The sequence below is a fragment of the Streptomyces sp. NPDC027672 genome, assembly GCF_055566335.1.
The window spans coordinates 138,424-161,655 of the sequence record NZ_JBVHSO010000002.1 but is presented as its reverse complement, the minus strand read 5'-3'; the positions used below and the strand labels follow the sequence as shown (position 1 = coordinate 161,655).

General features: G+C 74.4%; 22 protein-coding genes. 9 read left to right on the top strand and 13 right to left on the bottom strand.

Annotation, left to right across the window (positions count from 1 at the left end):
- Window positions 1-2: 2 nt before the first annotated feature.
- Together ACZ4SV_RS05240 and ACZ4SV_RS05235 are read right to left on the bottom strand one after the other, a co-directional pair.
- The gene (locus tag ACZ4SV_RS05240) at window positions 3-1,616 is read right to left on the bottom strand and encodes a peroxidase family protein (protein ID WP_468001553.1); all 1,614 of its coding nucleotides are present in this window, start codon (window positions 1,614-1,616) and stop codon (window positions 3-5) included.
- A 70-nt stretch (window positions 1,617-1,686) separates the two neighbouring features.
- Complete coding sequence (locus ACZ4SV_RS05235) at window positions 1,687-2,970, bottom strand: cytochrome P450 (protein ID WP_468001551.1); 1,284 nt, start codon at window positions 2,968-2,970, stop codon at window positions 1,687-1,689.
- Between the two features lie 131 nt (window positions 2,971-3,101).
- Between ACZ4SV_RS05235 and ACZ4SV_RS05230 the strand changes: the two genes are divergently transcribed.
- Together ACZ4SV_RS05230 and ACZ4SV_RS05225 are read left to right on the top strand one after the other, a co-directional pair.
- Complete coding sequence (locus ACZ4SV_RS05230; RefSeq protein ID WP_468001549.1) at window positions 3,102-3,842, top strand: lysophospholipid acyltransferase family protein; 741 nt, start codon at window positions 3,102-3,104, stop codon at window positions 3,840-3,842.
- 367 nt (window positions 3,843-4,209) lie between these two features.
- Window positions 4,210-5,457 (top strand): beta-ketoacyl-[acyl-carrier-protein] synthase family protein, encoded by a 1,248-nt coding sequence (locus ACZ4SV_RS05225; protein ID WP_468001547.1) that lies wholly within the window; start codon window positions 4,210-4,212, stop codon window positions 5,455-5,457.
- Window positions 5,458-5,499: 42 nt separating this feature from the next.
- Here ACZ4SV_RS05225 and ACZ4SV_RS05220 read toward each other — a convergent pair whose 3' ends face one another.
- Together ACZ4SV_RS05220 and ACZ4SV_RS05215 are read right to left on the bottom strand one after the other, a co-directional pair.
- The gene (locus tag ACZ4SV_RS05220) at window positions 5,500-6,147 is read right to left on the bottom strand and encodes a GNAT family N-acetyltransferase (protein WP_468001545.1); all 648 of its coding nucleotides are present in this window, start codon (window positions 6,145-6,147) and stop codon (window positions 5,500-5,502) included.
- Between the two features lie 168 nt (window positions 6,148-6,315).
- Entirely contained in the window at window positions 6,316-6,969 is a 654-nt protein-coding gene (locus ACZ4SV_RS05215; RefSeq protein ID WP_468001543.1) for a GNAT family N-acetyltransferase, read from the bottom strand.
- A 1,049-nt stretch (window positions 6,970-8,018) separates the two neighbouring features.
- On the opposite strand from ACZ4SV_RS05215, the gene ACZ4SV_RS05210 reads away from it, so the two are divergent.
- The 3 genes from ACZ4SV_RS05210 (at window position 8,019) to ACZ4SV_RS05200 (ending at window position 10,547) form a co-directional block, all read left to right on the top strand.
- Window positions 8,019-8,894, top strand: coding sequence for a helix-turn-helix domain-containing protein (locus ACZ4SV_RS05210; protein WP_468001541.1), 876 nt, complete (start codon window positions 8,019-8,021; stop codon window positions 8,892-8,894).
- Window positions 8,895-8,999: 105 nt separating this feature from the next.
- The gene (locus tag ACZ4SV_RS05205; RefSeq protein ID WP_468001539.1) at window positions 9,000-9,815 is read left to right on the top strand and encodes an SAM-dependent methyltransferase; all 816 of its coding nucleotides are present in this window, start codon (window positions 9,000-9,002) and stop codon (window positions 9,813-9,815) included.
- Between the two features lie 231 nt (window positions 9,816-10,046).
- On the top strand, window positions 10,047-10,547 hold the full coding sequence (locus ACZ4SV_RS05200; RefSeq protein WP_365883667.1) for a hypothetical protein: 501 nt from the start codon (window positions 10,047-10,049) through the stop codon (window positions 10,545-10,547).
- A 354-nt stretch (window positions 10,548-10,901) separates the two neighbouring features.
- Here ACZ4SV_RS05200 and ACZ4SV_RS05195 read toward each other — a convergent pair whose 3' ends face one another.
- Entirely contained in the window at window positions 10,902-12,047 is a 1,146-nt protein-coding gene (locus ACZ4SV_RS05195; protein WP_468001536.1) for a PP2C family protein-serine/threonine phosphatase, read from the bottom strand.
- 250 nt (window positions 12,048-12,297) lie between these two features.
- On the opposite strand from ACZ4SV_RS05195, the gene ACZ4SV_RS05190 reads away from it, so the two are divergent.
- From ACZ4SV_RS05190 to ACZ4SV_RS05175, 4 genes are all read left to right on the top strand, one after another.
- On the top strand, window positions 12,298-13,848 hold the full coding sequence (locus tag ACZ4SV_RS05190; RefSeq protein WP_365884203.1) for an APC family permease: 1,551 nt from the start codon (window positions 12,298-12,300) through the stop codon (window positions 13,846-13,848).
- Between the two features lie 306 nt (window positions 13,849-14,154).
- Window positions 14,155-14,883: a nucleotidyltransferase family protein gene (locus tag ACZ4SV_RS05185; protein WP_468002471.1), complete on the top strand. Its 729-nt coding sequence runs from the start codon at window positions 14,155-14,157 to the stop codon at window positions 14,881-14,883.
- The gene (locus ACZ4SV_RS05180; protein WP_365884276.1) at window positions 14,880-15,155 is read left to right on the top strand and encodes a BON domain-containing protein; all 276 of its coding nucleotides are present in this window, start codon (window positions 14,880-14,882) and stop codon (window positions 15,153-15,155) included. The genes ACZ4SV_RS05185 and ACZ4SV_RS05180 overlap by 4 nt, the downstream gene beginning before the upstream one ends.
- Window positions 15,152-15,883 (top strand): metallophosphoesterase family protein, encoded by a 732-nt coding sequence (locus ACZ4SV_RS05175; protein ID WP_468001533.1) that lies wholly within the window; start codon window positions 15,152-15,154, stop codon window positions 15,881-15,883. Before ACZ4SV_RS05180 ends, ACZ4SV_RS05175 begins: the two co-directional genes overlap by 4 nt.
- Before the next feature lie 16 nt (window positions 15,884-15,899).
- On the opposite strand, the gene ACZ4SV_RS05170 is transcribed toward ACZ4SV_RS05175, so the two are convergent.
- The 8 genes from ACZ4SV_RS05170 to ACZ4SV_RS05135 form a co-directional block, all read right to left on the bottom strand.
- Entirely contained in the window at window positions 15,900-17,150 is a 1,251-nt protein-coding gene (locus tag ACZ4SV_RS05170; protein WP_365941753.1) for an MFS transporter, read from the bottom strand.
- Between the two features lie 318 nt (window positions 17,151-17,468).
- The gene (locus tag ACZ4SV_RS05165) at window positions 17,469-18,458 is read right to left on the bottom strand and encodes an aldo/keto reductase (protein ID WP_365880170.1); all 990 of its coding nucleotides are present in this window, start codon (window positions 18,456-18,458) and stop codon (window positions 17,469-17,471) included.
- A gap of 194 nt (window positions 18,459-18,652) precedes the next feature.
- Entirely contained in the window at window positions 18,653-19,030 is a 378-nt protein-coding gene (locus tag ACZ4SV_RS05160; RefSeq protein ID WP_468001531.1) for a winged helix-turn-helix transcriptional regulator, read from the bottom strand.
- Between the two features lie 158 nt (window positions 19,031-19,188).
- Complete coding sequence (locus ACZ4SV_RS05155) at window positions 19,189-20,415, bottom strand: cytochrome P450 family protein (RefSeq protein WP_397934874.1); 1,227 nt, start codon at window positions 20,413-20,415, stop codon at window positions 19,189-19,191.
- 106 nt (window positions 20,416-20,521) lie between these two features.
- Window positions 20,522-21,733 carry a cytochrome P450 gene (locus ACZ4SV_RS05150; RefSeq protein WP_468001528.1) on the bottom strand — a complete coding sequence of 404 codons (1,212 nt, stop codon included), beginning with the start codon at window positions 21,731-21,733 and terminating at the stop codon, window positions 20,522-20,524.
- Window positions 21,730-22,356 (bottom strand): GTP-binding protein, encoded by a 627-nt coding sequence (locus tag ACZ4SV_RS05145; protein ID WP_397934872.1) that lies wholly within the window; start codon window positions 22,354-22,356, stop codon window positions 21,730-21,732. Before ACZ4SV_RS05145 ends, ACZ4SV_RS05150 begins: the two co-directional genes overlap by 4 nt.
- Window positions 22,337-22,699 (bottom strand): DUF742 domain-containing protein, encoded by a 363-nt coding sequence (locus ACZ4SV_RS05140; RefSeq protein WP_468001526.1) that lies wholly within the window; start codon window positions 22,697-22,699, stop codon window positions 22,337-22,339. Before ACZ4SV_RS05140 ends, ACZ4SV_RS05145 begins: the two co-directional genes overlap by 20 nt.
- Window positions 22,696-23,103 (bottom strand): roadblock/LC7 domain-containing protein, encoded by a 408-nt coding sequence (locus tag ACZ4SV_RS05135; RefSeq protein WP_365880160.1) that lies wholly within the window; start codon window positions 23,101-23,103, stop codon window positions 22,696-22,698. Before ACZ4SV_RS05135 ends, ACZ4SV_RS05140 begins: the two co-directional genes overlap by 4 nt.
- Window positions 23,104-23,232: the final 129 nt, after the last annotated feature.

Here is a 23,232-nt window from a genome sequence, read left to right as displayed (position 1 = left end):
GCTCAGCGGGCCCCGCACGAGGTCTCGGCCGCGCTCCTGCCCAGCGACACGAGGTAACGGCCCGTGTCCTCGGGCAGGTTGCGGTGCACCAGGTCCGAGAAACCGCGGGTCCGCCGGACGATCTCCAGCCCCTCCGGGGAGAAGGTGGCGGGCCCGAACAGCCGGGGCGCGAGCAGCGGGTTGTTCAGCGCCTCGGAGAACGCGTCCACGGAGATGACGCGTTCGAGCAGCCGCCCGAAGATCGCACCCGGCTCGGGCTCCTCCGCGAACAGCCCGACGTACAGGTCGATCGCGTCGACGTCGCCGTACAGGTCGAGCAGCGCCTCCCGCACCCGCGGATCGCCCGAGATCTGCCCGACGTCGGTGACCCGGGGGAAGCCGTAGTGGGCGCGGTAGTCGTTGTACGAGGCGAGCCGCAGCTCCCGGCCCACGGCGACGGCGTGCGCCTCCAGCGGCAGCAGCAGCTCGTCCGTGTTGAACAGGCCCACCAGACCGGCCGGCTGCCGGGACAGGTCCTCGAACAGCGGGCCGAGGCCCCGGTCCAGGACGAGCTGCCCGTTGGCGATGGTCCGCACGAGCGGCACCGTGCGGCCGGCCAGGGTGTACGCGGACGGGACCAGGCTGTGCCAGCGGTAGACGAGGCTGAACTCGATCGTCGCCCGGTTCTCCCGGTGCCACCGCCCGCGGTCGGTGCGGACCGGATCGAGGACGAAGTCGAAGTGGTACGGCGTGATGTGGTTGATGTACTCCTCCAGCATCACCCGGATCATCATCACGATCAGCGTGTTGCGGGTGGTCTGGAAGATCCGTTCGTCGTCCCAGCCGGGGTGCGCGGCGGCGAGGATCCCGGCGACCCGGTTGTGCTCGCGCAGGAACAGGACGTTCAGCGCCATCGGCCCGATGTGCGCGTGCGCGCGCTCCCCGCCCCACGCGAACAGCGTGTCCACGAACTCCTCGGGCACCTCGTCGAACCGGACCGGCCGGATCGGCCGGTACTCGTCCAGGATGCGGCCGCCCTCGCACAGCGCGGGCGGGAACTCGCCGCCGCCGACGGTCCGGCTCTTCAGCCGGCCGCCCTCGAAGGCGCGCAGACAGGCGGTGACCTCCTCGCGGTCGCCGTAGAGCTGGCTCATGTCCAGGGTGTGCGGGGAGTCGGTGCGGCGCGGATCGCCGGTGGCCGCGTGACCGCGCAGGAAACCGTCCGTGAACCACTGCGCGAAGGCCGGCAGCAGCGCGCTCGACCGCGTGCAGTAACGGCCCCCGCCCTCACGGCGGAACAGCCCGGCCACCCGCTCCGGGGACGGCAGGTCCCGGCGCACCTCGGCCACCGGCGGCAGGTGCCGGCCCACCCACGAACGGTCGGTCAGCGAGTCCCAGGAGGTGTACGGGGCCTTCGTGCTCAGCGGGTTGGGGCGCGGCGGCGCCTTCAGCACGGCCAGGTCGGTCAGCGTGGAGTTGAGCCTGCGGTGCAGCCACCGGCTGCGCCGCACCGTCCGCCAGGCCGGGCCGTAGTGGGTCAGCAGATGTGTCTCGAAGCGGTTGCGCACGCCGTCCCGGGACCGGTCCCGGGCCCCGGTCCACGGCAGGGCCCCGGACGGACGAGAGGTGACGGTCATGGGTCCTCCGGTGGGTTCGCGGACCGGACCGGTGCTGCCGGGGCCGCGGGTCACGGGTCGGGTGCCGGTGTCAGGGCGTGGGCACGGCGGTACGGCCCGACCGCACCGTGTAGTGCTGCGGGAACGGGGTGCCCGCGTAGTCCAGGTCGCGTTCGGCGCCGGGCAGCGGACGGACACCGGGCCGCAGCAGCACGCGCCGCACCAGCTCGGGCACGATGACCCGGGCCGCGTACCTGCCGACGCAGTCGTGGGCGCCGTAGCCGAGGACGAGGTTGTGCGCGGGCGGGCGGCCGGGCCGGAACTCGGCGGGCCGGTCGAGCACCTCCTCGTCGAACATCGCCGACGCGAAGCAGGCCAGCACCACGCTCTTGGCCGGGATCACCGTCCGCCGCCCGGTGCCCGCCGCCAGCACGTGGTCGCGCACGCACAGCCGGGGCGTGACCGGCACGAACGGGTGGAAGCGCAGCGCCTCCCACACATAGGCGTCGAAGCGCGCCGGGTCGCCCTCGCCCGCCGCGCGCTCCGCCTCGGCCAGCACGCCGGGACGTACGGCGAGTTCCTTGAGCGCGGTGACGGTGCACTGGGTGGCGTTCTGCTGATAGCCCGTCAGATAGCCGACCAGGTTGGCGTTGACCCGCTCGTCGTCGAAGCCGTACCCGGCGGGCAGCGGGGTGCCCAGCATCCGGGCGAGCACATCGTCGGGACCGTCCCCGGCAGCCGTGGCCCGGCGGCGGGCGATCACCTCGGCTACCCGGTCGCGCAGTTCCCGGCCGGCGGCCACGCCCGCCGCGTGGATCTCCGGGTCGCGGCCGGGGTTCACGGCGAACGCCCACTGCATCCGGCGGGTGCAGGAGTGCAGCGTGTCCTCCTCGATCCCGGTGAACCCCAGGTAGGCGGCGGCGACCCGGGCGGCGGCCAGACGGGCGTAGTCCTGGACGAGGTCGAAGGTGTCCGCACCCCGGCCGATCGCCTCGTCCAGCGCCTCGTCCGCGATCCGCGCGGTCAGCTCCCGCACCCGGGGCGCGTCCTCGGCGGCGAGCATCAGCTGCCCGTACCCGCGCTCCCGCCAGTGCACGTCGGCACCGTCCCGGGCCAGGATGAACGGCGCGCCGAGCACATCCTCCAGGACCGGCCCGAAGACGCCCACCGTGAACGTCTCGGGCGCCGACAGCACCTCCAGCACATCCGGGTGCCGGGTGACGAACACCCCGATCGGCGTGGTGAACACCGGGCGGTGGGCGCGCAGTTCGGCGAACAGGGCCGCCCTGCCGGTCGCCATGGCCCGCCGCAGCAGGGCCACCCGCTGCGGTACGTCGTCCTCGGGGATCGCGTCGTACGCGGCGAGAAACTCCATGACGGCCATTCAGCCACCGGCTCCCGGGCACCGCACGCCGGACGGGCATTCGGGGCAGCACGGGCGTGCGCGCGGGCACCGGGCCGGTGATGATCGGCACCCGGGTGCGAAGCGGCCGAGAGGAGCGCCCGATGCTGTCCGCGTGGGCCGGGGCCCTGGTGCCCGTCTTCAGCGACACGAGCGTGAGCGGCACCGGCAACCTGCCGCGCACGCCCGGCGGCGGATACGTCCTCGCCGCCAACCACACCTCGTTCTTCGACCCGGTGCTGCTCGTCGGCACCCTGCACCGGCTCGGCCTGCGCCCCGCCGTCCTGGCCACGGCCGGACTGTGGCGGGTGCCGCTGCTCGGCCGCGTCCTCACCCGGGAGGGCCACGTGCCCGTGCACCGGGGCAGCCGCCGCGCACCGGACGCCCTGCGGCACGCCGCCGACGCCCTGGCCGCCGGACGGGGCGTGCTCGTCTACCCCGAGGGCCGCCTGCCCCGCTACCACGCCGCCCACGACCGGCCGCCCGGGCGCCTGAAGTCCGGGGTGGTCCGGCTGGCGCTGTCCACCGGCGCCCCGGTGCTTCCGGTCGGGCACGCGGGCGCCCGCCGGGTCTCCTCCGGCAGCTACGCCAAGCAACTCGCCGGCTGGGCCACCGCACCGGCCCGCCGTCCCCGCGTCCACGTCCACATCGGCCCCGCCCTCCGCCTCGACGCCTCCGGCCGTCCCCTGCGCGACCTGGAGACGGCGCTCACGGCGGCGTGGTCGAGCGCGGTCCGGGCCCTGGACCCGGCCGACGCCGGGGACGACACGGACGACGCGCCCGAGGACACACCTGACCCGGAGGACGGCTCCGGCGAGGGCGACGCTTCGGGGCCGGGACGGTAGACCCGGCCCGGCCCGGGAAGGGGGCGCGGTGCCGAAGCGGGCCGGTTGGGGTTGCCGGGGCGGGCTTTGTGCCCGGGTCCGGTGGGAGGGCCGGGGCCGTGCGGGCTGGGGGAGCCGGGGGGGCTTTGTGTCCGGGTCGGGCGGATGAGCCGGGGCCGTGCGGGTTGGGGGAGCCGGGGCGATGCGTCCGGTGTGAGTGGCGGTGTCAGGGGGCGTCCGTCCCGGGGCGGACGGCCGTCGAGCCGGCGGGTCGCGACGGCGGATCGGCGCACGCGTTCGTTCATCCGGGTGGTAGCGCCCGCCATGCCGCGCCGATGGCCCGGTCACGGCCCGCGGCCGGCTCCTCCCGCCCGGATAATCACGCCTCATGCAGCAGGTGGAAGCAGGTACGCGGCGGGCCCCGGTGGCCGTCACCGGGCTCGGTCTGATCACCCCGGTGGGCATCGGCCGGGACGCGGCCTGGGCGGGACTGCTGGCCGGGCAGTCCACCGCCGCCGCCGACCCCGCCCTGGCCGGGCTGCCCGTGGCCTTCTCCTGCCAGGTGCCCGGCCTGGACCCGGCGGCCCTGCTCGGACACCGGCTGGCCCGCCGGCTCGACCGGTTCACCACCTTCGCGCTGCTCGCCGCCCGCGAGGCCGTCGCCGACGCCGGGCTCGCCCCGGCCGGCTGGGACGGCGCCCGGATCGGCGTCGTGATGGGCGTCGGCACCGGCTCCATGCAGGGCTGGCAGACCGAGTTCGACCGGCTCGCCGGCGACGCCCCCGACCGGGTCTCCCCGCTGGCCCTGCCCCGCAGCGTGCCCAACATGGCCGCCGCCGAGATCGCCCTGGACCTCGGCGCCCTCGGCCCCAACATGGTGGTCAGCACCGCCTGCGCCTCCGGCACCACCGCCATCGGCCTGGCCCGCGACTGGCTGCTGTCCGGCCGCTGCGACCTGGTCCTGGCCGGCGGCAGCGAGTCGGCCCGGCTGCGGATGACCGCCGCCTGCTTCGCCCAGATGCGCGCCCTGTCCCGCCGCAACCACCGGCCCGACACGGCCTCCCGCCCGTTCGACCGGGACCGCGACGGCTTCGTCCTCGGCGAGGGCGCCGCCGTCCTCGTCCTGGAGCGCACCGAGGACGCCCGCGCCCGGGGCGTCCGGCCCGAGGCGCTGCTCGCCGGGTTCGGCGCCTCCTGCGACGCCCACCACTTCACCGCCCCGCGTCCCGACGGCGACGGCGCCGCGCGCGCCCTCGGCGGTGCCCTCGCCGACGCCGGCCTGGGCCCCGAGGACATCGACCACGTCAACGCGCACGGCACCGCCACCCCGCAGGGCGACGCCGCCGAGCACAACGCGCTGCGCCGCGTCTTCCACCGGCCCCCGCCCCTCACCGCGGTCAAGGGCACCATCGGACACGCCATCGGCGGAGCCGGGGCCATCGAGGCGGCCTGCACCGTGCTCACCCTGCGCCACCAACTGATCCCGCCCACCGCCAACCTGGACACCCTCGACCCGGCGATGGACCTGGACATCGTCACCAAGACGCCGCGCCCGCACCGGATACGCGCCGCGGTGAGCAACTCCTTCGGCTTCGGCGGCCAGAACGCCGTACTGGCCTTCACCGCAGTCGACTGACCGCCTCCCGGACCGGATCGCGCCGGGTCCGCGGAGCCGGGCTCAGCGGACCCGTCCGGCCGCCGCGCGCGTGAGATGACGGCGGGGCCCGGACGCGCCCCGGGCCCGGCCCGCGCCCGGCGCCTGCGCGTCGGTCAGCTGCCGGACGAAGAGGCTGACCGTGGCCTCCTCGGCGAAGCCGTTGCGGCGCATCAGCTCGGCGGAGGCGGTGTTGCCGCGCTCCACGTCCGTGACCACGCACACCGCGCCGGCCTCGGCCAGCCGCGCACAGCACTCGCGCACCAGCCGGGAGGCCGCCCCGCGTCCCTGGTAGTCCGGGTCGACGGCGATCCACTCCAGGTAGCCCCAGTCGGCGCGCTGCTCGAAGGAGAGCGAGCCGAGCACGAACCCGGCGACCCGGTCGCCGTCGAGCAGCACCAGACAGGCCGGGTCCGGCGCGTCCAGATGCCCGGCGACGGCCGACAGCGACCAGCCGGTGTAGGGCATCGCGTCGGTGTCGTACACCCGGCGCCCGAGGTCGAGCACGGCGGCCAGGTGCGCGAAGCCGAGCGGCCGGAGCGACAGCTCGGCGGCGCGGGAGCCGGACGGGCCCGATGCGCCGGACGGGTCCGGCGGGCCCGGTGCGTCCGATGGGCCCGGTGCGTCCGATGGGTCCGGTGTGGCGGTGGGGCCGGTGGGCGTGTCGGCCATGGGCACTCCCTTCGAGGGCGGCATTTCGCAGCATATGTCCGCTCCGCCGGCCGGGCACGGCCGAGCGCCGCTGCACCGGCGCCCCCGAGTACCCGCCCGACCACCGGGACCGGTACGCCCTCCTGCCCCTCTGCCCCGCAAGCCCCTCCTGCCCCGCGCGCCCCGTGATCAGCGGCAGCGCGTCGCGGCCGGGCTGTCGTGCCGGTGCCAGACCGCGTCGACCACGCGGCCGTCGGGCAGGGTGTGCCGGGCCGGCCCGCCGTCGGGAACCAGTCCCGCGCGGAGCAGGGCCCCCCGGCTCGCGGTGTTCCCCCGCTCCGCCCCCGCGCGGACCGTGGCGAGCCCGAGATGGGTGTGGGCCAGCTCCACGCCCGCGCGGAACAGCTCCGCGCCCAGGCCCCGGCCACGGCAGCCCGGTGCCAGCCACCCGCCCATCTCGCCCGTCCGCGAATGCAGTTCGAGACCGCCGGCGTAGCCGAGGTCGGACCGGCGCAGACAGACCAGCAGCAGCGGGCCGTCGGGGCCGGGCGCGTACGGCTCGGCGAGCACGGGAGGGATCCGGCGGCGGTCGTGGCCGACGGGCCGCCAGGCCAGCAGGGCCCGGCGGACGGCGGGGTCGGGCAGCAGCTCGTCCGCCTGGGTGCCGAGCCACCGCTGCGCCTCGGCGTCCGCGCTCGCCGCCAGCACCGCCACCACGTCCAGCCGGGTCCGCGGGGTGAACAGCAGCAGCCGTTCGGTGGCCAGCACGTGCCGGCCGGGCCCGCACTTCCCGGGCGTGGGGAGCGCGGACGCGGCCCGGCGGCGGAGCAGCGACCAGACCATGGCACCCCTCGGCGGTACGGAACGCGCGGCGGGCCCGGACACCGGTGGGTAACCGGCCGCCGACGGGTGCGGACCACCCGCACCGGCCGTGAATCTAGCGGGTCGCGGGCCGGAACGCCGCAGCGGTACGGCCGGTTCGCCGGGCCGGGGCGGACGGCGTCCCGGCCGGCGGTTCAGCCGGCCTGTTCCCGGGGGCCGGGCTTGGGGTGGGTGCGGGTCCAGGACGGATCGGCGGACGCGGGGGAGGGGAGTGTGGGGTGCACGGGTTTCCTTCGGACGAGTGGGGGATGGTCCGGGGCGGTACGAAAGGGGGGTGCGGCGAAGACGGGCGCGGGCGGAACCCGGCCCGGCGTCCGTCGGCGGCGGTCAGCGCACGGCCGGGGGCCCGCCCGTGGCACGGCGGCCGGTGCGCACGGCCCCGCGCCGGGCGGTCAGGCCGTGGCCGGTCGGGCCGTGGGCCGGCCACGGGTGGCCGGCGAGGCGGGGGAGTGCGGCCCCGGAGGCGAGCCGGTCGGGGCCGTAGGGCCCAGGGAGTCGACCAGGACGCTCGCCTCCGGGTGGTCCGGAGCGGCGGGCCGGGTCCGGCGTCCGGCGTGGAGGCCGGTCGTCCGGTGTCCCGCCGGGGTGGAGCACGGTCTCCGCCGCCCGGTGCCGGGACGCCGGCGCGACCGGGTACGGGTCCGGGCGCGCCGGGGCGGAACGCCCCGGCCGGTAGGGACCGGCCGGGCGGCGGAGCCGTCGGGGATGGAGCGGTGGGTGGGGGAGCGGTCGGAGCGGAGAGGGCCGAGCCATGCGCCTTTCCTCTCGTCCGGCCGTGCACGAGCGGGCTCGCGGCCACCGGGGCGGCGGACTCCGTACCGTCCGCCCGGCTGCCTGCTCTGCCCGCTGGAGCAGTGCGCCCACTCTGGCACCTGCCAACCGGGCACCGCAACCGACAAGTTGAAATTTGCAAGTGGCGACGTGCATGCTGCATTCGCCACGACGTGATCGAATGGGTGCCGTACCGGACCCGTGCGAGGGTGATCCCGGGAGCTGACGAGGGGGTGGGCGTGACCGCGGAGACCGACTGGGGCGGCGCACCTTCCGTGCTGCGCATGATCCTCGGCAGACAGCTCGGCGGGCTGCGCGTCCGGGCCGGCCTCAGCTATGCCGAGGCGGGTGCGGCCATCGGGGTCAGCCACTCCACGATCCGCCGCATGGAGGCCGCCAAGGTGGCGCGGCTGCGGCTCGCGGACGCCGAGAAACTCCTGCGGGTCTACGGCGTCACGGACCAGGAGGAGATCGAGACCTTCCTGCAGTCCGTGCGCGAGGCCAACAAGCGCGGCTGGTGGCACGCCTACCGGGACGTCATGCCGGACTGGTTCGCCGCCTACCTCAGCCTGGAACAGGCGGCCCAGCAGATCCGCGCGTACGAGAACCAGTTCGTGCACGGCCTGCTCCAGACCGAGGACTACGCCCGCGCCCTGCTCACCGCGGCGGAGCCGCACGCCACCGAGGAGACCGTCGAACGCCGCGTCGCGCTGCGCCTGCGCCGCCAGCAACTGCTGGCCAGGCCGGCCCCGCCGCGCCTGTGGGTGGTGATGGACGAGACCGCGCTGCGCTGGCCGGTCGGCGGCCCCGAGGTGATGCGCGCGCAGATCGACCACCTCGTCGAGCTGAGCCGGCTGCCCCAGGTCACCGTGCAGCTCATGCCGTTCGCCAACGGCCCGCACCCCGCCCTGCGGGCCGGCGCCTTCCACCTGTTCCGGTTCCGGGCCCGCGAACTGCCCGACGTCGCCTACCTCACCGGTCTGGCCGGGGCGGTGTACCTCGACAAGTCCGAGGAGGTCGTGGTCTACCGGGAGGCCCTGGACCGGCTCAGTGCCCAGGCCGCGCCCGCCCGGAAGACCGAGGCCCTGCTCGCCGCACTGCGCAAGGAGTGGTGAGCCGCCGCCCGTACCGCCCGCCACACCCCTCCTCCACGCGCCACCGCGCTCGCGGACGCACCCGCGGGCGCGAGCCCCGACCCCGACCGAATGGGAGACACGGCGTTGCCCGACAACGGATGGCCGGCCGACCGGATCGACACCGAGAACGCCCACAGCGCCCGCATCTACGACTACATACTCGGCGGCAAGGACTACTACCCCGCCGACAAGGAGGCGGGCGACGCGATGGCCCGGGAGTGGCCCGCGCTCCCGGTGCACATGCGCGCCAACCGCGACTTCATGAACCGCGCCGTGCGCTGGCTCGCCCGGGAGGCGGGTGTGCGCCAGTTCCTGGACATCGGCACCGGCGTCCCGACCTCGCCCAACCTGCACGAGATCGCGCAGGCCGTGGCGCCCGAGTCGCGTGTCGTCTACGTCGACAACGACCCGATCGTGCTCACCCTCTCCCAGGGCCTGCTGGCCAGCGCCCCCGAGGGCCGGACCGCGTACCTGGAAGCCGACTTCCGCGACCCGGCCGCCATCCTGGACGCCCCCGAGCTGCGCGAGACCCTGGACCTGAACCGGCCCGTGGCGCTCACGGTCATCGCGATCGTGCACTTCATGCTGGACGCGGACGACGCGGTCGGCGTCGTACGGCGGCTGCTGGAGCCGCTGCCCTCCGGCAGCTACCTGGCGATGTCCATCGGCACGGCCGAGTTCGCGCCCGAGGAGGTCGGCCGGGTCGCCCGGGAGTACGCGGCCCGGAACATGCCGATGCGGCTGCGCACCGTGGACGAGGCCCAGGAGTTCTTCGCCGGCCTCGACCTGGTCGAGCCCGGCATCGTCCAGGTGCACCACTGGCACCCCGACGGCAGCGGCGAACAGGGCATCCGGGACGAGGACATCGCCATGTACGGCGCGGTCGCCCGCAAGCCCTGACAGACCCGGGGCCGGGGTCCGACCCACCTCCCGGACCCCGGCCCCGTCCCGTCCGTACGACGGGCACGGCGGCCGGCGCCCCCGGCCCGCCCCTCCGGCCCGTGCCCCCCAACGGGCGAATTGACCCGAACGGACCATGGGGAAGCGGAACCGGAGCGCGCGGAATACGGTCTTAGGGACCGTCGGTGACCGGGATGGCCCGGTCGCGCAGAATCCGGGGGAACGAAACGTATGTCCGTCCGCAACCGCAAGACCCTGCTGACCGCCGCGGCCCTCACCGCGGGCCTCACCCTGGCCGCCGTCACGCCCGCCCTCGCGGGCGCCTCCGCGAGCCACACCACCCGCGCCGCCGCCGTGTCGTCCGCGCAGGGCGATCCGCGCAACGTCAGCCAGCGCGTGACCGACTTCTACGGCGCCTACATCGACGCCGTCTGGGCCGCCGACGAACCCGGCGCCGCAGCGACCGCCAAGGCCCTGCGCGGCTTCTACCTCTCCGCGGCGGCGCAGAAGTCCGTGGCCGCCTTCGAGAAGAAGGAGCACGCCGACGGCATCCTGTTCGCCCAGAACGTGCCGGTGAAGTGGAAGGTGGCCTACACGGGCTCCGGCATGGGCCACGCCACCAGCCGGGTCACGCTCACCTGGGGTGACGGTCCGCACCCGCAGGTCAGCCGGATCGACGTCCAGTCGGACCTGAAGACCCTGAAGATCACCGGTCTGAAGCAGGCCGGCTGAACCGGGGACGGCCCCGCCCCGCCCCATTCGGGGCGGGGCCACGACCGGCACCGCGCGCGGCAGCCGCATGCCCCGGCCGGCCGTGACCCACCGCACCCGGCCGGGATCGCCGGCCCCGCCGTCCTGCGGGAAGCCGTAGCCGGGGGAGAGGGCCGTGAGAGCGGGCACGGCCGACGCCGTCCGGACGACGTCACCGCCGTAGTCGTCGGCGTCGGATCCCGCCACGGTTTCTCTCCGGCGCCTCGCCGGGCGGGCCACCCTCCCGGCTGAACACCGCCGCACGGACGGGTGGACGTTCCGCCGGCCAGCCGGGCCGCGCCGGTCGCCGCACGGACGGGTGAGCGCTACGGCCGGTCAGCCGGGCCGCGTCGGGTCGCCGTGCGGGAGGTGGTGGCGGCGTCCGGCGGGGGAGCGGTACAGGGCGATCAGCGCGGCGTCGTCGCCGAGCCGGCCGCCGGCGTGGGCGAGCAGATCGCGCCGCAGGTGGTGCATCAGCGCCTCGGGGCCGTCCCCGGTCCACCGCGCCACCCGTTCGGCGAGCGGATAGAACCGGCCGCGCCCGTCCCGCGCCTCCACCACCCCGTCCGTGTACAGCAGCAGCGTGTCGCCCGGTCCGAAGGAGAGGACGTCGAGCGTGTGCGCGGCGCCGTCGTACACGCCGAGCGGCGGCGACGGGTGCAGGCCCGGGACCGTGACGACGTGGCCGGGGCCCAGCAGCAGCGGCGGCGGATGGCCGCAACTGGTCAGCCGGGTGACCGGCTCCCCGTCCGGGATCTCCACGAGCAGCGCGGTGGCGAACCGCTCGCCCCGCTCCTCCGGCGGGTCCAGCTCCGCGGCGTACCGGGTGATGCTCCGGTCCAGCGCGGCGGCCAGCTCCGTCAGCGGGATCCGGCGGTGCGCGCTCTCCCGGAAGGCGCCGAGCAGCAGCGCGGCCTCGCCGATCGCGGGCAGCCCCTTGCCCCGCACATCGCCGATCAGCACGCGCACGGCGCCGTCGCACCGGGCCGCCGCGTAGAGGTCGCCGCCGATCTGGGCCTCGTCCTCGGCGGCCAGGTACAGCGAGGCGATCCGCAGCGTGCCGAGGCGCTCGGGCAGCGGCCACATCAGGACGTGCTGCGCGGCCTCGGCGACCGTGCGGACCCGGGCAAGCTGGGCCTGCCGGCGCTCGCGCAGGGCGCTGTAGAGGACGGTGAGCACCACGAGGAGCGTGAGGGTGACGATCTGCACGACGTGGTTGGTGGTGCCGAGCCCGCCGTGGGTGACGCCGAGGAGGACCTGGGCGGCGACCGCGAGGGCGCCGACGCCCGCGGTGGTCCGGGGGCCGGCGAAGGACGGGGTGAGCGCGGGGGCGATCACCAGGGCCGGTCCGAGGTGGACGTCGACGGGCGTCCGCATGTCCACCACGGTGATCACCACGATGAGCGCGACCGGGAGCACGAGCAGCGCGTGGGCCGACCGCCATGGCCGCCGCGGTGCCGTGTGCCCGGGCCGGGAGGTCATGCCTCCCAGGGTGCGCCGACGGCGGTAGTGGCGCACGTCACAGGGAAAGAACGGGAACGGGATATTCCGGACGGCCCTTCGTTTCCCGAATGGTGGACAGTCGCCACGTTGCCTTCATCCTTTGGATCGGCTAGCGTAATCTACCGTTCAAATACCGGTCGGTTTGCTCGATGAGCCTGCGAATCAAAGGTTTTCCGGGTTCCTTCTGTACCGCCCTCAACCGAAATCGCAGCATTTAGCGTCCTGTGTCATGACACAGACGGCGATGAGGCCGGACGCCCCCGACACGGCAACCGGCGACGGTGTGCGGGGCAAGGGCCTCGGCGGCAATTCCATCGGCCTGCTGGGCAGCGCGGTCATCGGTGTCTCCACCGTGGCCCCGGTCTACTGCCTCACCTCCACCCTCGGCTCCACCGCCGGCGAGGTCGGCCTGCACATGCCGGCCGTCTTCCTGGCCGGCTTCCTGCCGATGCTGCTGGTCGCCTTCGCCTACCGGGAACTGAACAAGGCGGTGCCCGACTGCGGCACTTCCTTCACCTGGACCGTCAAGGCGTTCGGCCCGCACGTCGGCTGGATGTGCGGCTGGGGCCTGGTCATCGCGACCGTGATCGTGCTGTCCAACCTCGCCGGCGTCGCCACCTCCTACCTGTGGCTGCTGGCCGGGGAGATCACCGGCAGCGACGCGGTCGCCGGCCTCGACGCCCACAAGGCCGTCCACATCCTCACCTGTCTGGCGCTGATCGCGGCCGCCACCGCGATCAGCTACCGCGGCATGACCACCACGAAGGGCGTGCAGTACGCGCTGGTCGGACTCCAGCTCGTGGTGCTCGCCCTCTTCGTCGTCATGGCCCTGCAGAAGGCCCGCGCCGGCGCCTTCCCCGGCCACACCGACTTCTCCTGGTCCTGGCTGAACCCGTTCGCGGTGGACTCCTTCGCCTCCTTCAGCGCCGGACTCTCCCTGTCGATCTTCATGTACTGGGGCTGGGACACCTGCCTGACCGCCAACGAGGAGACCGTCGGCAGCGAGAAGACGCCCGGCCGGGCCGCCCTGATCGCCATGGCCGTCCTGGTCGGCTCCTACCTCACCACCGGCGTCGCCGCCCAGATGGCCGTCGGCTCCGGCACCTCGGGCCTGGGCCTGGCCGATCCGGCCACCTCCGACAACGTCTTCGCCGCCCTGGCCGGACCGGTCATGGGCCACGCCCTCGGCATCCTGCTCTTCGCCGCCGTCCTCGCCTCGGCCGCCGCCAGCCTCCAGACCACCTTCATCCCGGTCGCCCGCACGGTGCTCGCCATGTCGACGTACCAGGCGCTGCCCGCCTCCTACGCCCGCGTCCACGAGCGGTTCCGCACCCCCGGCCGGGCCACCGTCACCGCCGGCGTCGCCACCGGCGCCTTCTACACGGTGATGTCCCTGCTCAGCGAGCACGTCCTGGTCGACACCATCTACGCCCTCGGCCTGATGATCTGCTTCTACTACGCGCTCACCGCGTTCGCCTGCGCCTGGTTCTTCCGCCGCGAGCTCACCCGCTCCGCCCGCGACGCCCTCTTCAAGGGCTTCTTCCCGGTCCTCGGCGGCCTGCTGCTCACCGCCGTGTTCGGCAAGACCCTCTACGACATGTGGAACCCGGCCTACGGCAGCGGCTCGGCCGTCCTCGGCGTCGGCTCCGTCTTCGTCATCGGGGTCGGCCTGCTGCTCCTCGGCGTGGTGATCATGCTGGTGATGCGGCGCCGCGCCCCGGCCTTCTTCCACGGACGGACCCTCACCGCCGGCACCCCGGCGCTCGTCGTGGAGGAGTGAACCTCCGTAGCACCCGGTGTCGCGGGCGCGGCGCCGGGTACCCGTAGCTCCCCGGGCCGACCGGCCGCCCGGGGAAGTCAGGGTGCGAATGGAGAGGTCATGACGCACAACGGGGAGGACACCGCGCCCGTGGGGCGACCGGAGGTCACCGAACTCCGGCTCGCCACGGACGGACCGGACCGGGAGCCGGCGCCCGCTCCGGAGCCACGGCAGCCGACGGGCGCACACGCCCCGGAGCCGTCCGGGCCCGCGCTCACCCACGCTCCGGGACCCGTGCAGCCGACGCCCGCGCCCGCCCCGGGACCGGTGAAGCCGGCGCCGCCCCCCGCTCCGGGACCCGGTCAGCCGGTCCGCACGCCCGCCCCGGGACCGGTACGGCCGGCGCAGCCGCCGCTCCCGCCCGCTCCGGAGGCGCCGCATGCGGCCGACACCGAGCCAGCGCACGCGGCCGAGCCGGCGGAGCTGCCCCAGGACCGCAGCCAGGCGATCCTGGAGGCCGCCAAACACATCGGCGCGCTCCTGAAACGCGCGGGCCATCCCTTCGCGCTCGCCGGCAGCGTGGCCGTCTACGCCCACGGCGGCAGCCGCTACCTCCAGCACGACGCCGACTTCGCCATCCTGCCCGACGACGCGGAGGCGGTGGCCGCCACCCTCCGGGAGGCCGGGCTCGGCGTACGGACCCCGCCGGAGGACTGGCTGCTGAAGACCACCAGCCACGGCCAGAACGTCGACATCATCTTCGCGCTGGCCCACCGGCCCGTCACCCGGGACATGCTGGAACGGGCCCACGTCCTGCCGGTCGACTCGGTCCTGATGCCCGTGCTCAGCCCGACCGACCTGATCCAGAGCCTGATCCACGCCTTCTCCGAGCACTACTGCGACTTCGGATCGGTCCTGCCGGTGGCCCGCGCCGTCCGCGAGAAGGTCGACTGGGACGCGGTCCGCGCGGCCTGCGGCGACGAACCCATGCCCGCCGCGTTCCTGTTCCTGCTCGAACGGCTGAACGTGATCGAACCCCGGGAGGGGCAGTCATGACCGACACCAGCCCGCCCCCGCAGACGGCCGGGAGCCTGGACTACCGCGTCGCCCACCTCGCCGAACGGCTCGCCTCCGGAGACCTCGGCGAACTCGGCGTACGCCTGGAACTGCGCGGCGACGCCGTCCTGCTCACCGGCACCGTGCCGTCCGCCCAGTGCCGGGACGACATCCTGCGCATGGCCCGGGAGCAACTGGCGGGACATCCGGTCCACAGTGACCTGCTCATCGCCGGAACCTCCTCGCCCGACCACGGAGAGGACCTGACATGATCCGCGTCGCGGCCGTCGGGGACATCCACATGGGCCCCGAGAGCCAGGGCACGCTGCGCCCCTCCTTCGAGACCCTGCCCCAGTGCGCCGACGTCCTGCTGCTCGCCGGCGACCTCACCCGGCACGGCACACCGGAGGAGGCGGCCGTCGTCGCCCGGGAGATCAAGGACCTCGGGGTGCCCGTCGTCGCCGTCCTCGGCAACCACGACCACCACGACGAGCGGCCCGAGGAGGTCACCGCGATCCTCGAGGAAGCGGGAGCCCACGTCCTCGAAGGACAGTCCGCCGTCGTCACCGCGGACGGCGTCCGGATCGGGGTGGCCGGGACCAAGGGCTTCGGCGGCGGCTTCGTCGGCCGCTGCGCCGGGGAGTTCGGCGAACCCCTCATGAAGGAGTTCGTCCGCTACTCCCGCCGCTGCGCCGAGGGCCTGCACAGCGCCCTGAAGGAACTGGAGGAGCAGGACTGCGCCGTACGGATCGCGCTGACCCACTTCTCGCCCGTCCCGGAGACCCTCGCCGGGGAACCGCTGGAGATCTACCCGTTCCTCGGCAGCTATCTGCTCGCCGAGGCGATCGACACCGGCGGCGCCGACCTCGCCGTGCACGGCCACGCCCACGCGGGCACCGAGCACGGCATGACCAGCGGGGGCGTGCGCGTGCGCAACGTCGCCCAGCCGGTGATCGGGCAGGCGTTCCACGTGTACCACCTGCCCGGCCGGACCGCCTGACGCCGGGCGGGGCCCGTCAGGCCGCCGTGCCGAGGGCCGCGCGGCCGGTGACGTCGCCGTCCTTCGCGGGCAGCGCCACCGGCACCGGGCCGCCCCGGCCGCGCCGCACCAGCAGGCCCGCGCCGACCGGTCCGGCGATCAGCAGCCCGCCCGCCACCAGGGCGCCGCGCGCCCCGGCCCACTCCATCAGCAGCCCCAGCAGCGGCGGTCCGCCCAGGCTCCACACCGTGCCGACGCTGCTCCACACGCCGAGTACCCGGCCCCGCAGCCGCGGCGGCGGATCGGTCTGGAGCACGGCCGTGCCCGCGGTGTCGGAGACCGACTCCACGACCGCCATCGGCAGCACCAGGACCAGCAGCACGGCCAGCGACGGCGACAGCCCCGCCACCACCTGGAGCAGGGCGCCCGCCGCCGCGAGGAGGCCCACGGTCCGCACCGAGGGCGCGCGCAGCCGGGCGCCGAGGACCGCGCCGAGGATGCCGCCGACGGCCAGCACCGTGGAGACCGTGCCGAACGCCCCGGCGCTGCCCGCCAGCGGCCCGGTGACCAGGACGGCCAGGGTCAGGCCGTAATTGCGGCCGAAGACGGAACTGAGCCCGGTGATGCCCGCCAGGGCGACCAGGCGGGGGCTGCGCAGGAAGAAGGACAGACCCTCCCGCACGGTCGTCTCCGCGCGCGCCGCGGCCGGCCGCGGCCCGGCCGCCGGTTCCCCGGCGGCCCCGGGAGCCGGCCGCAGGAACGGCACCACTGCGGCCACGCACAGGAACGACAGCCCGTTGGCGGCGTACGCGGCGCCCGTGCCGAGGAAGCCGACGGTCACCCCGGCCAGCGCGGTGCCGGTCAGCCGGCCCGCGCCGTGCACCAGCGCGCCCACCCCGATCGCCGACGGCACGTCCGCCGCGGGCACGAGATCGTTGCCGAGCAGGGCACAGGCCGGGCCGTCGACGGTGGCGATGACACCGGTCACGGCGGCCAGCACCAGCAGTGCCGTCATGTCGATCCGGCCCGCCGCCACGAGCAGCGCCGTGCTGAAGGCGACCGCGCCGAGCAGGGCCTGGCTGACGGCGACCGTCGTCTTCCGGGGCCAGCGGTCCACGGCCGCGCCGCCGAGCAGGCTCACGAACAGCGCGGGCGCCGCCTGGACGGACATGGACAGACCGGTCGCCGCCGCGGAGCCGGTGAGGTGCAGCACGAGCAGGTTCTGCACGGTGAGCTGCATCCACGTACCGGCGTTGGAGACGAAGTTCGCCGCCGACCACCAGCGCATGCCCCGGTGGCGCAGGGAGCGCCACGGTGCGTGCGAGGCCGGGGCCTGGGCGGGCGCGGACGTGGGCAGGGCGGAGGCACGGGGCACGGCGGGATACTCGACAACCAGGCGGGGGAAGAGAGACCGGCGGAGCCCGAGGGTCCGGCTGTGCTGCACGGCCGGGCCGCCTGGTCAAGGGCGCCGACCATGCTGGCAGACGGGACACCCCGGTCATCGCCACACCGGCCCCCGGCCGCGCCCCCGTCCCGGCAAACCCCCCGCGCGCTACGGCGGTTGGCCCGCGCGTGGGTTTCCTCACAGCCCCCTTCCGGGGGCCGGCTAGCGGTTGACCGAGCGCATCCCCGCCTCGTCGTACCGCTCGCCCGCCGCCTCGGGCAGCTCGGCGTCGATGCGGGCCAGGTCCTGCGGGGTCAGCTCGATGTCGACCGCGGCGGCGTTCTGCTCCAGGTAGGCGCGCCGCTTGGTGCCGGGGATCGGCACCAGGTCCTCGCCCTGGGCCAGCACCCAGGCGATGGCGAGCTGGGCCGGGGTGACGTCCTTCTCCGCGGCGATCTCCTTCACCTTCTCCGCCAGCCGCCGGTTCGCCTCCAGGTTGGCGTCCGTGAAGCGCGGGTTCGTCCGGCGGAAGTCGTTCGGGTCCAGCTCGTCCGGCGAGGAGAACCGGCCCGCGAGGAAACCGCGGCCGAGCGGCGAGTACGGCACGAAGCCGATGCCCAGCTCCCGGCAGGCGGGCAGCACCTCGGCCTCCACGTCCCGCGTCCACAGCGAGTACTCGCTCTGCACCGCCGTGACCGGATGGACGGCGTGGGCGCGCCGGATGGTCTCCGCGCTCGCCTCGCTCAGCCCGATGTAGCGCACCTTGCCCTCGGCGACCAGCTCGCCCAGCGCGCCGACCGTCTCCTCGATGGGCACCTCGGGGTCGACACGGTGCTGGTAGTACAGGTCGATGTGGTCGGTGCCCAGGCGCCGCAGCGAGCCGTGCACCGAGCTGCGCACATGCTCGGCGGAGCCGTCCTGCGGGCCGATCGTGCTGATGTCGCCGGGTACGGCGTCGTCCATCCGGTAGTTGAACTTCGTCGCGATCACATACTCGTCGCGGCGTCCCTTGACCGCCTCCCCGACCAGCGACTCGTTGGTGAGCGGGCCGTAGAGCTGCGCGGTGTCCAGGAAGTCGACGCCGAGGTCGAGGGCGCGCCGGATGGTGGCGATGCCTTCGGCCCGGTCGGCGGAGCCGTAGAAAGCGGACATCCCCATGCATCCGAGTCCGATGGCCGATACCTGGAGTTCCCGCAGGCTGCGCTGGTGCATGGAAGTTCCTTCCGTGAGCTGGTCCGTCCTTCTCCGGGCGCGAGGGACTGCTTCCATCTAGCGACGGATCCGGGCACCCGGCATCCCGTGGGAAGGACCGGGCACGCGCATCCCCCGCGCACCGGCCGTGACGCTACGGGTTCGAGCGCTCTCGAAGTCAAGCCGGGCGGGCGGATGCCCCGGCGGACCGCACGTCAGGCGTGGAAGTGGTGGCGGGCGGCCTCGATGGCGCCCAGGTGCCGGCGGGTCCACGCACACATGCCGTGGACGGTGGCGCGCAGACCCTGGCCGGGGCCGGTGAGGGTGTAGTCGACCCGTGGCGGGACGGTGGGGTGCACCTGACGCCTGACCAGGCCGTTGCGCTCCAGCATGCGCAGGTTCTGGGTGAGCACCTTGTGGCTGACGCCCTCGACCGCGTCGCGCAACTCGCTGAACCGGAGCGTGCGTTCACCGAGTGCCTCGATGATCAGGAACGCCCACTTGTTGGCCACGTCGGAGAAGATCTCCCGCGCCAGCGAGTCCACGCGCCGGAAATCCGCGTCCTCGGGCGGGTCGGACTCCTCGGTGGCCATGCGGTTTCCCTCTCACTGGACGGTGCGTTCTTCCACGCCGGCGGTCACTCTCCTACGGTTCCCGGGCCGCCACAAGGGACGCTCACCCCGCCTGGGGCGCCTTGTGGGCGAGAGCCCCGGCCGGGCCGGTGCCGGCCGGGGCTCCCGGGACGGCGCGGTCACGGGTTCAGGCGCACCGGCAGCTCGTACAGGTCGTTCTGCGTCACCACCGGCTTGTTGCGCAGCTCTGCCGCAGGGACCGCCAGGTCCAGCCCGGGGAACCGGGCGTAGAGCGCCGGCAGGGCGACACCCGCCTCCAGCCGGGACAGGGCCGCACCGGGGCAGACGTGCGGGCCGTGACCGAAGGAGATGTGCCGGTTGACCGGCTCGCGGGTGAGGTCGAACTCCCCGGCGGTCGGACCGTGCGCGTTCTCGTCGCGGCCGATCGCGCCGTACGACACGATCAGCGCGTCCCCGGCCGGGATCACCTGGTCGCCGACCGGCACGTCCTCGGTCGCGAACCGGATCAGGACGTGCGAGGTGGGCGTCGAGTAGCGCAGGGTCTCCTCGATCACCGCCGACCACTCGGCCTTCCCGGACAGCACCAGATCGCGCTGCCCGGGGTGGGCGGAGAGGTTGACGACGGCGTTGACGATGAGCGAGATCGTCGTCTCGTGGCCGGCCGCCACCATCAGCTGGAGCGTGGAGACGATCTCCTCGTCCGTGAGCCGGTCGCCGTCCTGCGAGGCCAGGATCAGCGCGCTGGTCAGGTCGTCACCGGGCTCGGCCCGCTTCGCCGCCACCGTCGCCGCCATGATCCCCGCCAGCTCGGTGAGGGTCGCGAGCACCTCGGCGGGCGGGGTCTGGGTGGAGAAGAACTTCTCGAACAGCGTCTTCAGCCGGGGCAGCCGGGCCTCCTCGATCCCCATGAGGTCGGCGACGACGTACATGGGCAGCGGGTAGGCGAAGGCCGCCTTCAGGTCGACCACCCCGCCGTCCGCGGGCAGCGCGTCCAGCAGCCCCTCGGTGAGGTGCTCGATCCGCTCCCGCAGCCGCTCCACCCGGCGCGGGGTGAGCGCCTGCGCGACCAGGGCGCGCAGCCGGCGGTGGTCGGCGCCGTCGACCGTGAGCATCGAGCGGCCCGGGTTGGCCAGGCCGATCAGCGGCCAGTCGGCGGGTATCTCCCCGCGCTGCCAGGCACCCCACACGTTGATGTCCTTCACCAGGCGCGGATCGGTGAGCAGCGCCTTCGCCTCGGCGTGGTGGGTGACGGCCCACACCGGGACACCGCCCGGCAGCTCCACGGCGGCGAGCGGACCGGCCGCGCGCAGCGCCGCGCTCTCGGCGTCCAGGTCGGTGACGAAGGGATCCAGGACGATGCGGGGTGCTTCGGTACCGGTCGTCATCGTGACGTGCCTCCCAGTCGGGGGTCGGAGTGCGGCGGTACGGCGCCGGTCCGGGGACGGTCCCCGGGCCCCGGCCGCACCGCTCACCGGCCGGGGCGGCGCGCGATCAGCGGGTGGGTACGGGGGTGAACCGCACGGGAAGTCTGGTCAGTCCTCTCAGCCAGGGCGAGGGCCGGCGGGCGAGGGAGTCGGCGGGCACCGCCAGATCGATGTCCGGGAGCCGGTCAAGCACCACCTCGATGCCGGTCCGCGCGATCACCTCGGCGACCTCCTGCGCGGGGAACGGGCAGCGGTGCTCGCCGTGCCCGAAGGAGAAGTGCGCGCTGTTGCCGCCGGTCAGCGCCGAGGCGTCGGTCCGCACCTGCGGGTCGGAGTTGGCGCCCTGGAGACCGAGCAGCAGCAGATCGCCGGCCCCGATCCGCCGGCCGCCGAGGTGGGTGTCGCGGGCGGCCCAGCGGCCCGCCACGTTCTGTGTGGGCGTGTCCTCCCACAGCACCTCGTTCATCGCCTCCGCGACGCTGTGCCGGCCGCCGAACAGGGAGGCCGCGAACCGCTCGTCGGTCAGCATCAGCCGCAGCGAGTTGCCGATCCAGTCGGCGGTCGGCTGGTGCCCGGCCGCCATCATCACCATCAGGTCCTGCACGATCTCCTCGTCGCCGAACCCGCCCTCGTCGGCGAGCATCCGGGAGACCACGTCGTCCGCGGGCTCCTTGCGCCGGTCGGCGACCAGCCGCGCCATGGAACCGGCCAGATGCGCCTGCCCGGCCAGCGCCCGCTCCCGGCCGTCGATCATGTCGTTGAGGGCGGTGACCAGACCCGGGCCGTCCTCGTCCGGGACGCCGTAGAGCCGGGCCAGCACCCGCACCGGCAGCAGCATCGCGTACTGCGCGATCAGATCGGCCTCGCCCGCGCTGCACAGCGCGTCGATCAGCTCGTCCGCGAACCGCTCGGCGTGCGCGCGCAGTTCGAACGCGTCCACCTCCTCCAGCGCGTTGCTGATCATCGCCGCGCGCTGCCGGTGCCGTTCGCCGACCGTGTACAGGATCGACGGCTGCTTGCGCCCGATCATCGGCAGCAGCGGCCAGTCCGCCGGGATGTTCTCCCACTGGTTCCACAGGTCCGAGTCCCGGCTGAACAGCACCGGATCGCCGGTGACCTGGTGCAGCTCGCGGTAGCCGAGCACCAGCCAGGCCGGGATGCCGCCGTCGAGCACTACCGGCACCACGGCGCCGTGGTCGCGCCGCATCTCCCGGTACAGGCGGGCGGGTTCGGTCTGGAACCTGGGTCCGCTGAGCGGGACGGCGTCGGGGGTGGTCACACGAACTCCTGTCGGGGCAGGCCCGCCCGCGCGGACGGGTCGGCGTACCGGTTCTTCACATGCTGCACCAGCGTGATCAGCACCTGTTTGGACGACTCCCGGGAGCGGGCGTCGCAGTCGATCAGCGGCACGTGCGGGTCCAGGTCGAGGGCCTCGCGGACGTCCGCGCCGGCCCGGACCGGGCCGCCGAAGTCGTTGCAGGCCACGATGAACGGCGTGCCGTGGTGCTCCAGCCGGTCGATGGCGTACCAGGAGTCGTCGATGCGCCGCGTGTCCACCAGGACCACCGCGCCGAGCGTGCCGGAGAACAGCCGGTCCCACAGGAACCAGAACCGCTCCTGGCCCGGCGCTCCGAACAGGTACAGCACCTTGCGCGCGTCCAGCGTGATCCGGCCGAAGTCGAAGGCCACCGTGGTGGCGGTCTTGCCGCGCACCTGGCCGATGTCGTCGACCGTCTCGCCGGCCTGCGTCATCGTCTCCTCGGTGTTGAGGGGACGGATCTCGCTGACCGAGCGGACCAGCGTCGTCTTGCCGACGCCGAAGCCGCCCACGACCACGATCTTGAAGCCTTGGTCGGCGGAGGCACCCAACGGGGTGCGCGCGTCAGAGATTGCGGAGTCCAACGAGCACCTGCTCCAGGATGTCGGGATCGGTTATGGCCGGCGGGCGCGGATGCCGCGCGCTGACGCGGCCCGCCGCCAGCAGGTCGGAGAGCAGCACCTTGGTGATGCCCACGGGCAGCCGCAGCTCGGCGGCGATCTCCACCACCGAGGTGGGCGAGCGGGTCAGCTCCAGGATCGCCACGTGCTCGGACTGCATGCCGGTCGTCGGCTCCGACTCGGCGACCACCAGGGTGACCAGGTCGAAAGGGTTGTCCGGGTCGGTCCGGCTGCGGCCCTGGGTGATGGTGTACAGCCGGTCCGGGGCGTCGTCCCGGCCCGGCCGGTGCCCGCCGGGTCCGCTCATGAGGTGCGGGGCGGAGCGGTCAGGTGCTCGCCGAGCTGCTCCACCAGTTCGCTCATGTTGTGCCCGACGACACCGGCGTCCGCGTCCTCGGTGGTGATCACGGCCAGATGGGCGCCGGCGCCGGCCTCCACGATGAACAGCACACCGCCGTAGAACTCCGTCATCGCCGAGCGCACGCCACCGCTGCCGTCGCCGAACTCCACGGACGCGCCGTGCGACAGCGACTGGATGCCGGCGGCGATCGCGGCGAGCTGGTCGGCCTGGTCGACGCTCAGCTCGGGCGTCCGGCACAGCTTCAGCCCGTCCCGGGACAGCACGAGCGCGTGCCGGGCGCCCGGGGTCCTCTCCAGCAGGCCCTCCAGGAGCCAGGTGAGCGTGTCGTCGGCGGTGGTCGGGCCGGTCATGAAGTGGTGTCGCCTTCCGGGTGCGTGTGCGGGTGGGTGTCCGAGGGGAGATGCGGGTGGCGACCGGCGGCGGCCTGGTCACCGGCTGCGGTGCCCGGCCCGGCCGCCTGGCCGGGTTCCTGGTGCGAA

Excerpts from the sequence above, each read along its gene's own strand:
- ACZ4SV_RS05240 (WP_468001553.1), bottom strand. The coding sequence starts at position 1,616 with ATGACCGTCACCTCTCGTCCGTCCGGGGCCCTGCCGTGGACCGGGGCC.
- ACZ4SV_RS05235 (WP_468001551.1), bottom strand. The coding sequence starts at position 2,970 with ATGGAGTTTCTCGCCGCGTACGACGCGATCCCCGAGGACGACGTACCG.
- ACZ4SV_RS05230 (WP_468001549.1), top strand. The coding sequence starts at position 3,102 with ATGCTGTCCGCGTGGGCCGGGGCCCTGGTGCCCGTCTTCAGCGACACG.
- ACZ4SV_RS05225 (WP_468001547.1), top strand. The coding sequence starts at position 4,210 with ATGCAGCAGGTGGAAGCAGGTACGCGGCGGGCCCCGGTGGCCGTCACC.
- ACZ4SV_RS05220 (WP_468001545.1), bottom strand. The coding sequence starts at position 6,147 with ATGGCCGACACGCCCACCGGCCCCACCGCCACACCGGACCCATCGGAC.
- ACZ4SV_RS05215 (WP_468001543.1), bottom strand. The coding sequence starts at position 6,969 with ATGGTCTGGTCGCTGCTCCGCCGCCGGGCCGCGTCCGCGCTCCCCACG.
- ACZ4SV_RS05200 (WP_365883667.1), top strand. The coding sequence starts at position 10,047 with ATGTCCGTCCGCAACCGCAAGACCCTGCTGACCGCCGCGGCCCTCACC.
- ACZ4SV_RS05195 (WP_468001536.1), bottom strand. The coding sequence starts at position 12,047 with ATGACCTCCCGGCCCGGGCACACGGCACCGCGGCGGCCATGGCGGTCG.
- ACZ4SV_RS05190 (WP_365884203.1), top strand. The coding sequence starts at position 12,298 with ATGACACAGACGGCGATGAGGCCGGACGCCCCCGACACGGCAACCGGC.
- ACZ4SV_RS05180 (WP_365884276.1), top strand. The coding sequence starts at position 14,880 with ATGACCGACACCAGCCCGCCCCCGCAGACGGCCGGGAGCCTGGACTAC.
- ACZ4SV_RS05175 (WP_468001533.1), top strand. The coding sequence starts at position 15,152 with ATGATCCGCGTCGCGGCCGTCGGGGACATCCACATGGGCCCCGAGAGC.
- ACZ4SV_RS05170 (WP_365941753.1), bottom strand. The coding sequence starts at position 17,150 with ATGCGCTGGTGGTCGGCGGCGAACTTCGTCTCCAACGCCGGTACGTGG.
- ACZ4SV_RS05165 (WP_365880170.1), bottom strand. The coding sequence starts at position 18,458 with ATGCACCAGCGCAGCCTGCGGGAACTCCAGGTATCGGCCATCGGACTC.
- ACZ4SV_RS05160 (WP_468001531.1), bottom strand. The coding sequence starts at position 19,030 with ATGGCCACCGAGGAGTCCGACCCGCCCGAGGACGCGGATTTCCGGCGC.
- ACZ4SV_RS05155 (WP_397934874.1), bottom strand. The coding sequence starts at position 20,415 with ATGACGACCGGTACCGAAGCACCCCGCATCGTCCTGGATCCCTTCGTC.
- ACZ4SV_RS05140 (WP_468001526.1), bottom strand. The coding sequence starts at position 22,699 with ATGAGCGGACCCGGCGGGCACCGGCCGGGCCGGGACGACGCCCCGGAC.
- ACZ4SV_RS05135 (WP_365880160.1), bottom strand. The coding sequence starts at position 23,103 with ATGACCGGCCCGACCACCGCCGACGACACGCTCACCTGGCTCCTGGAG.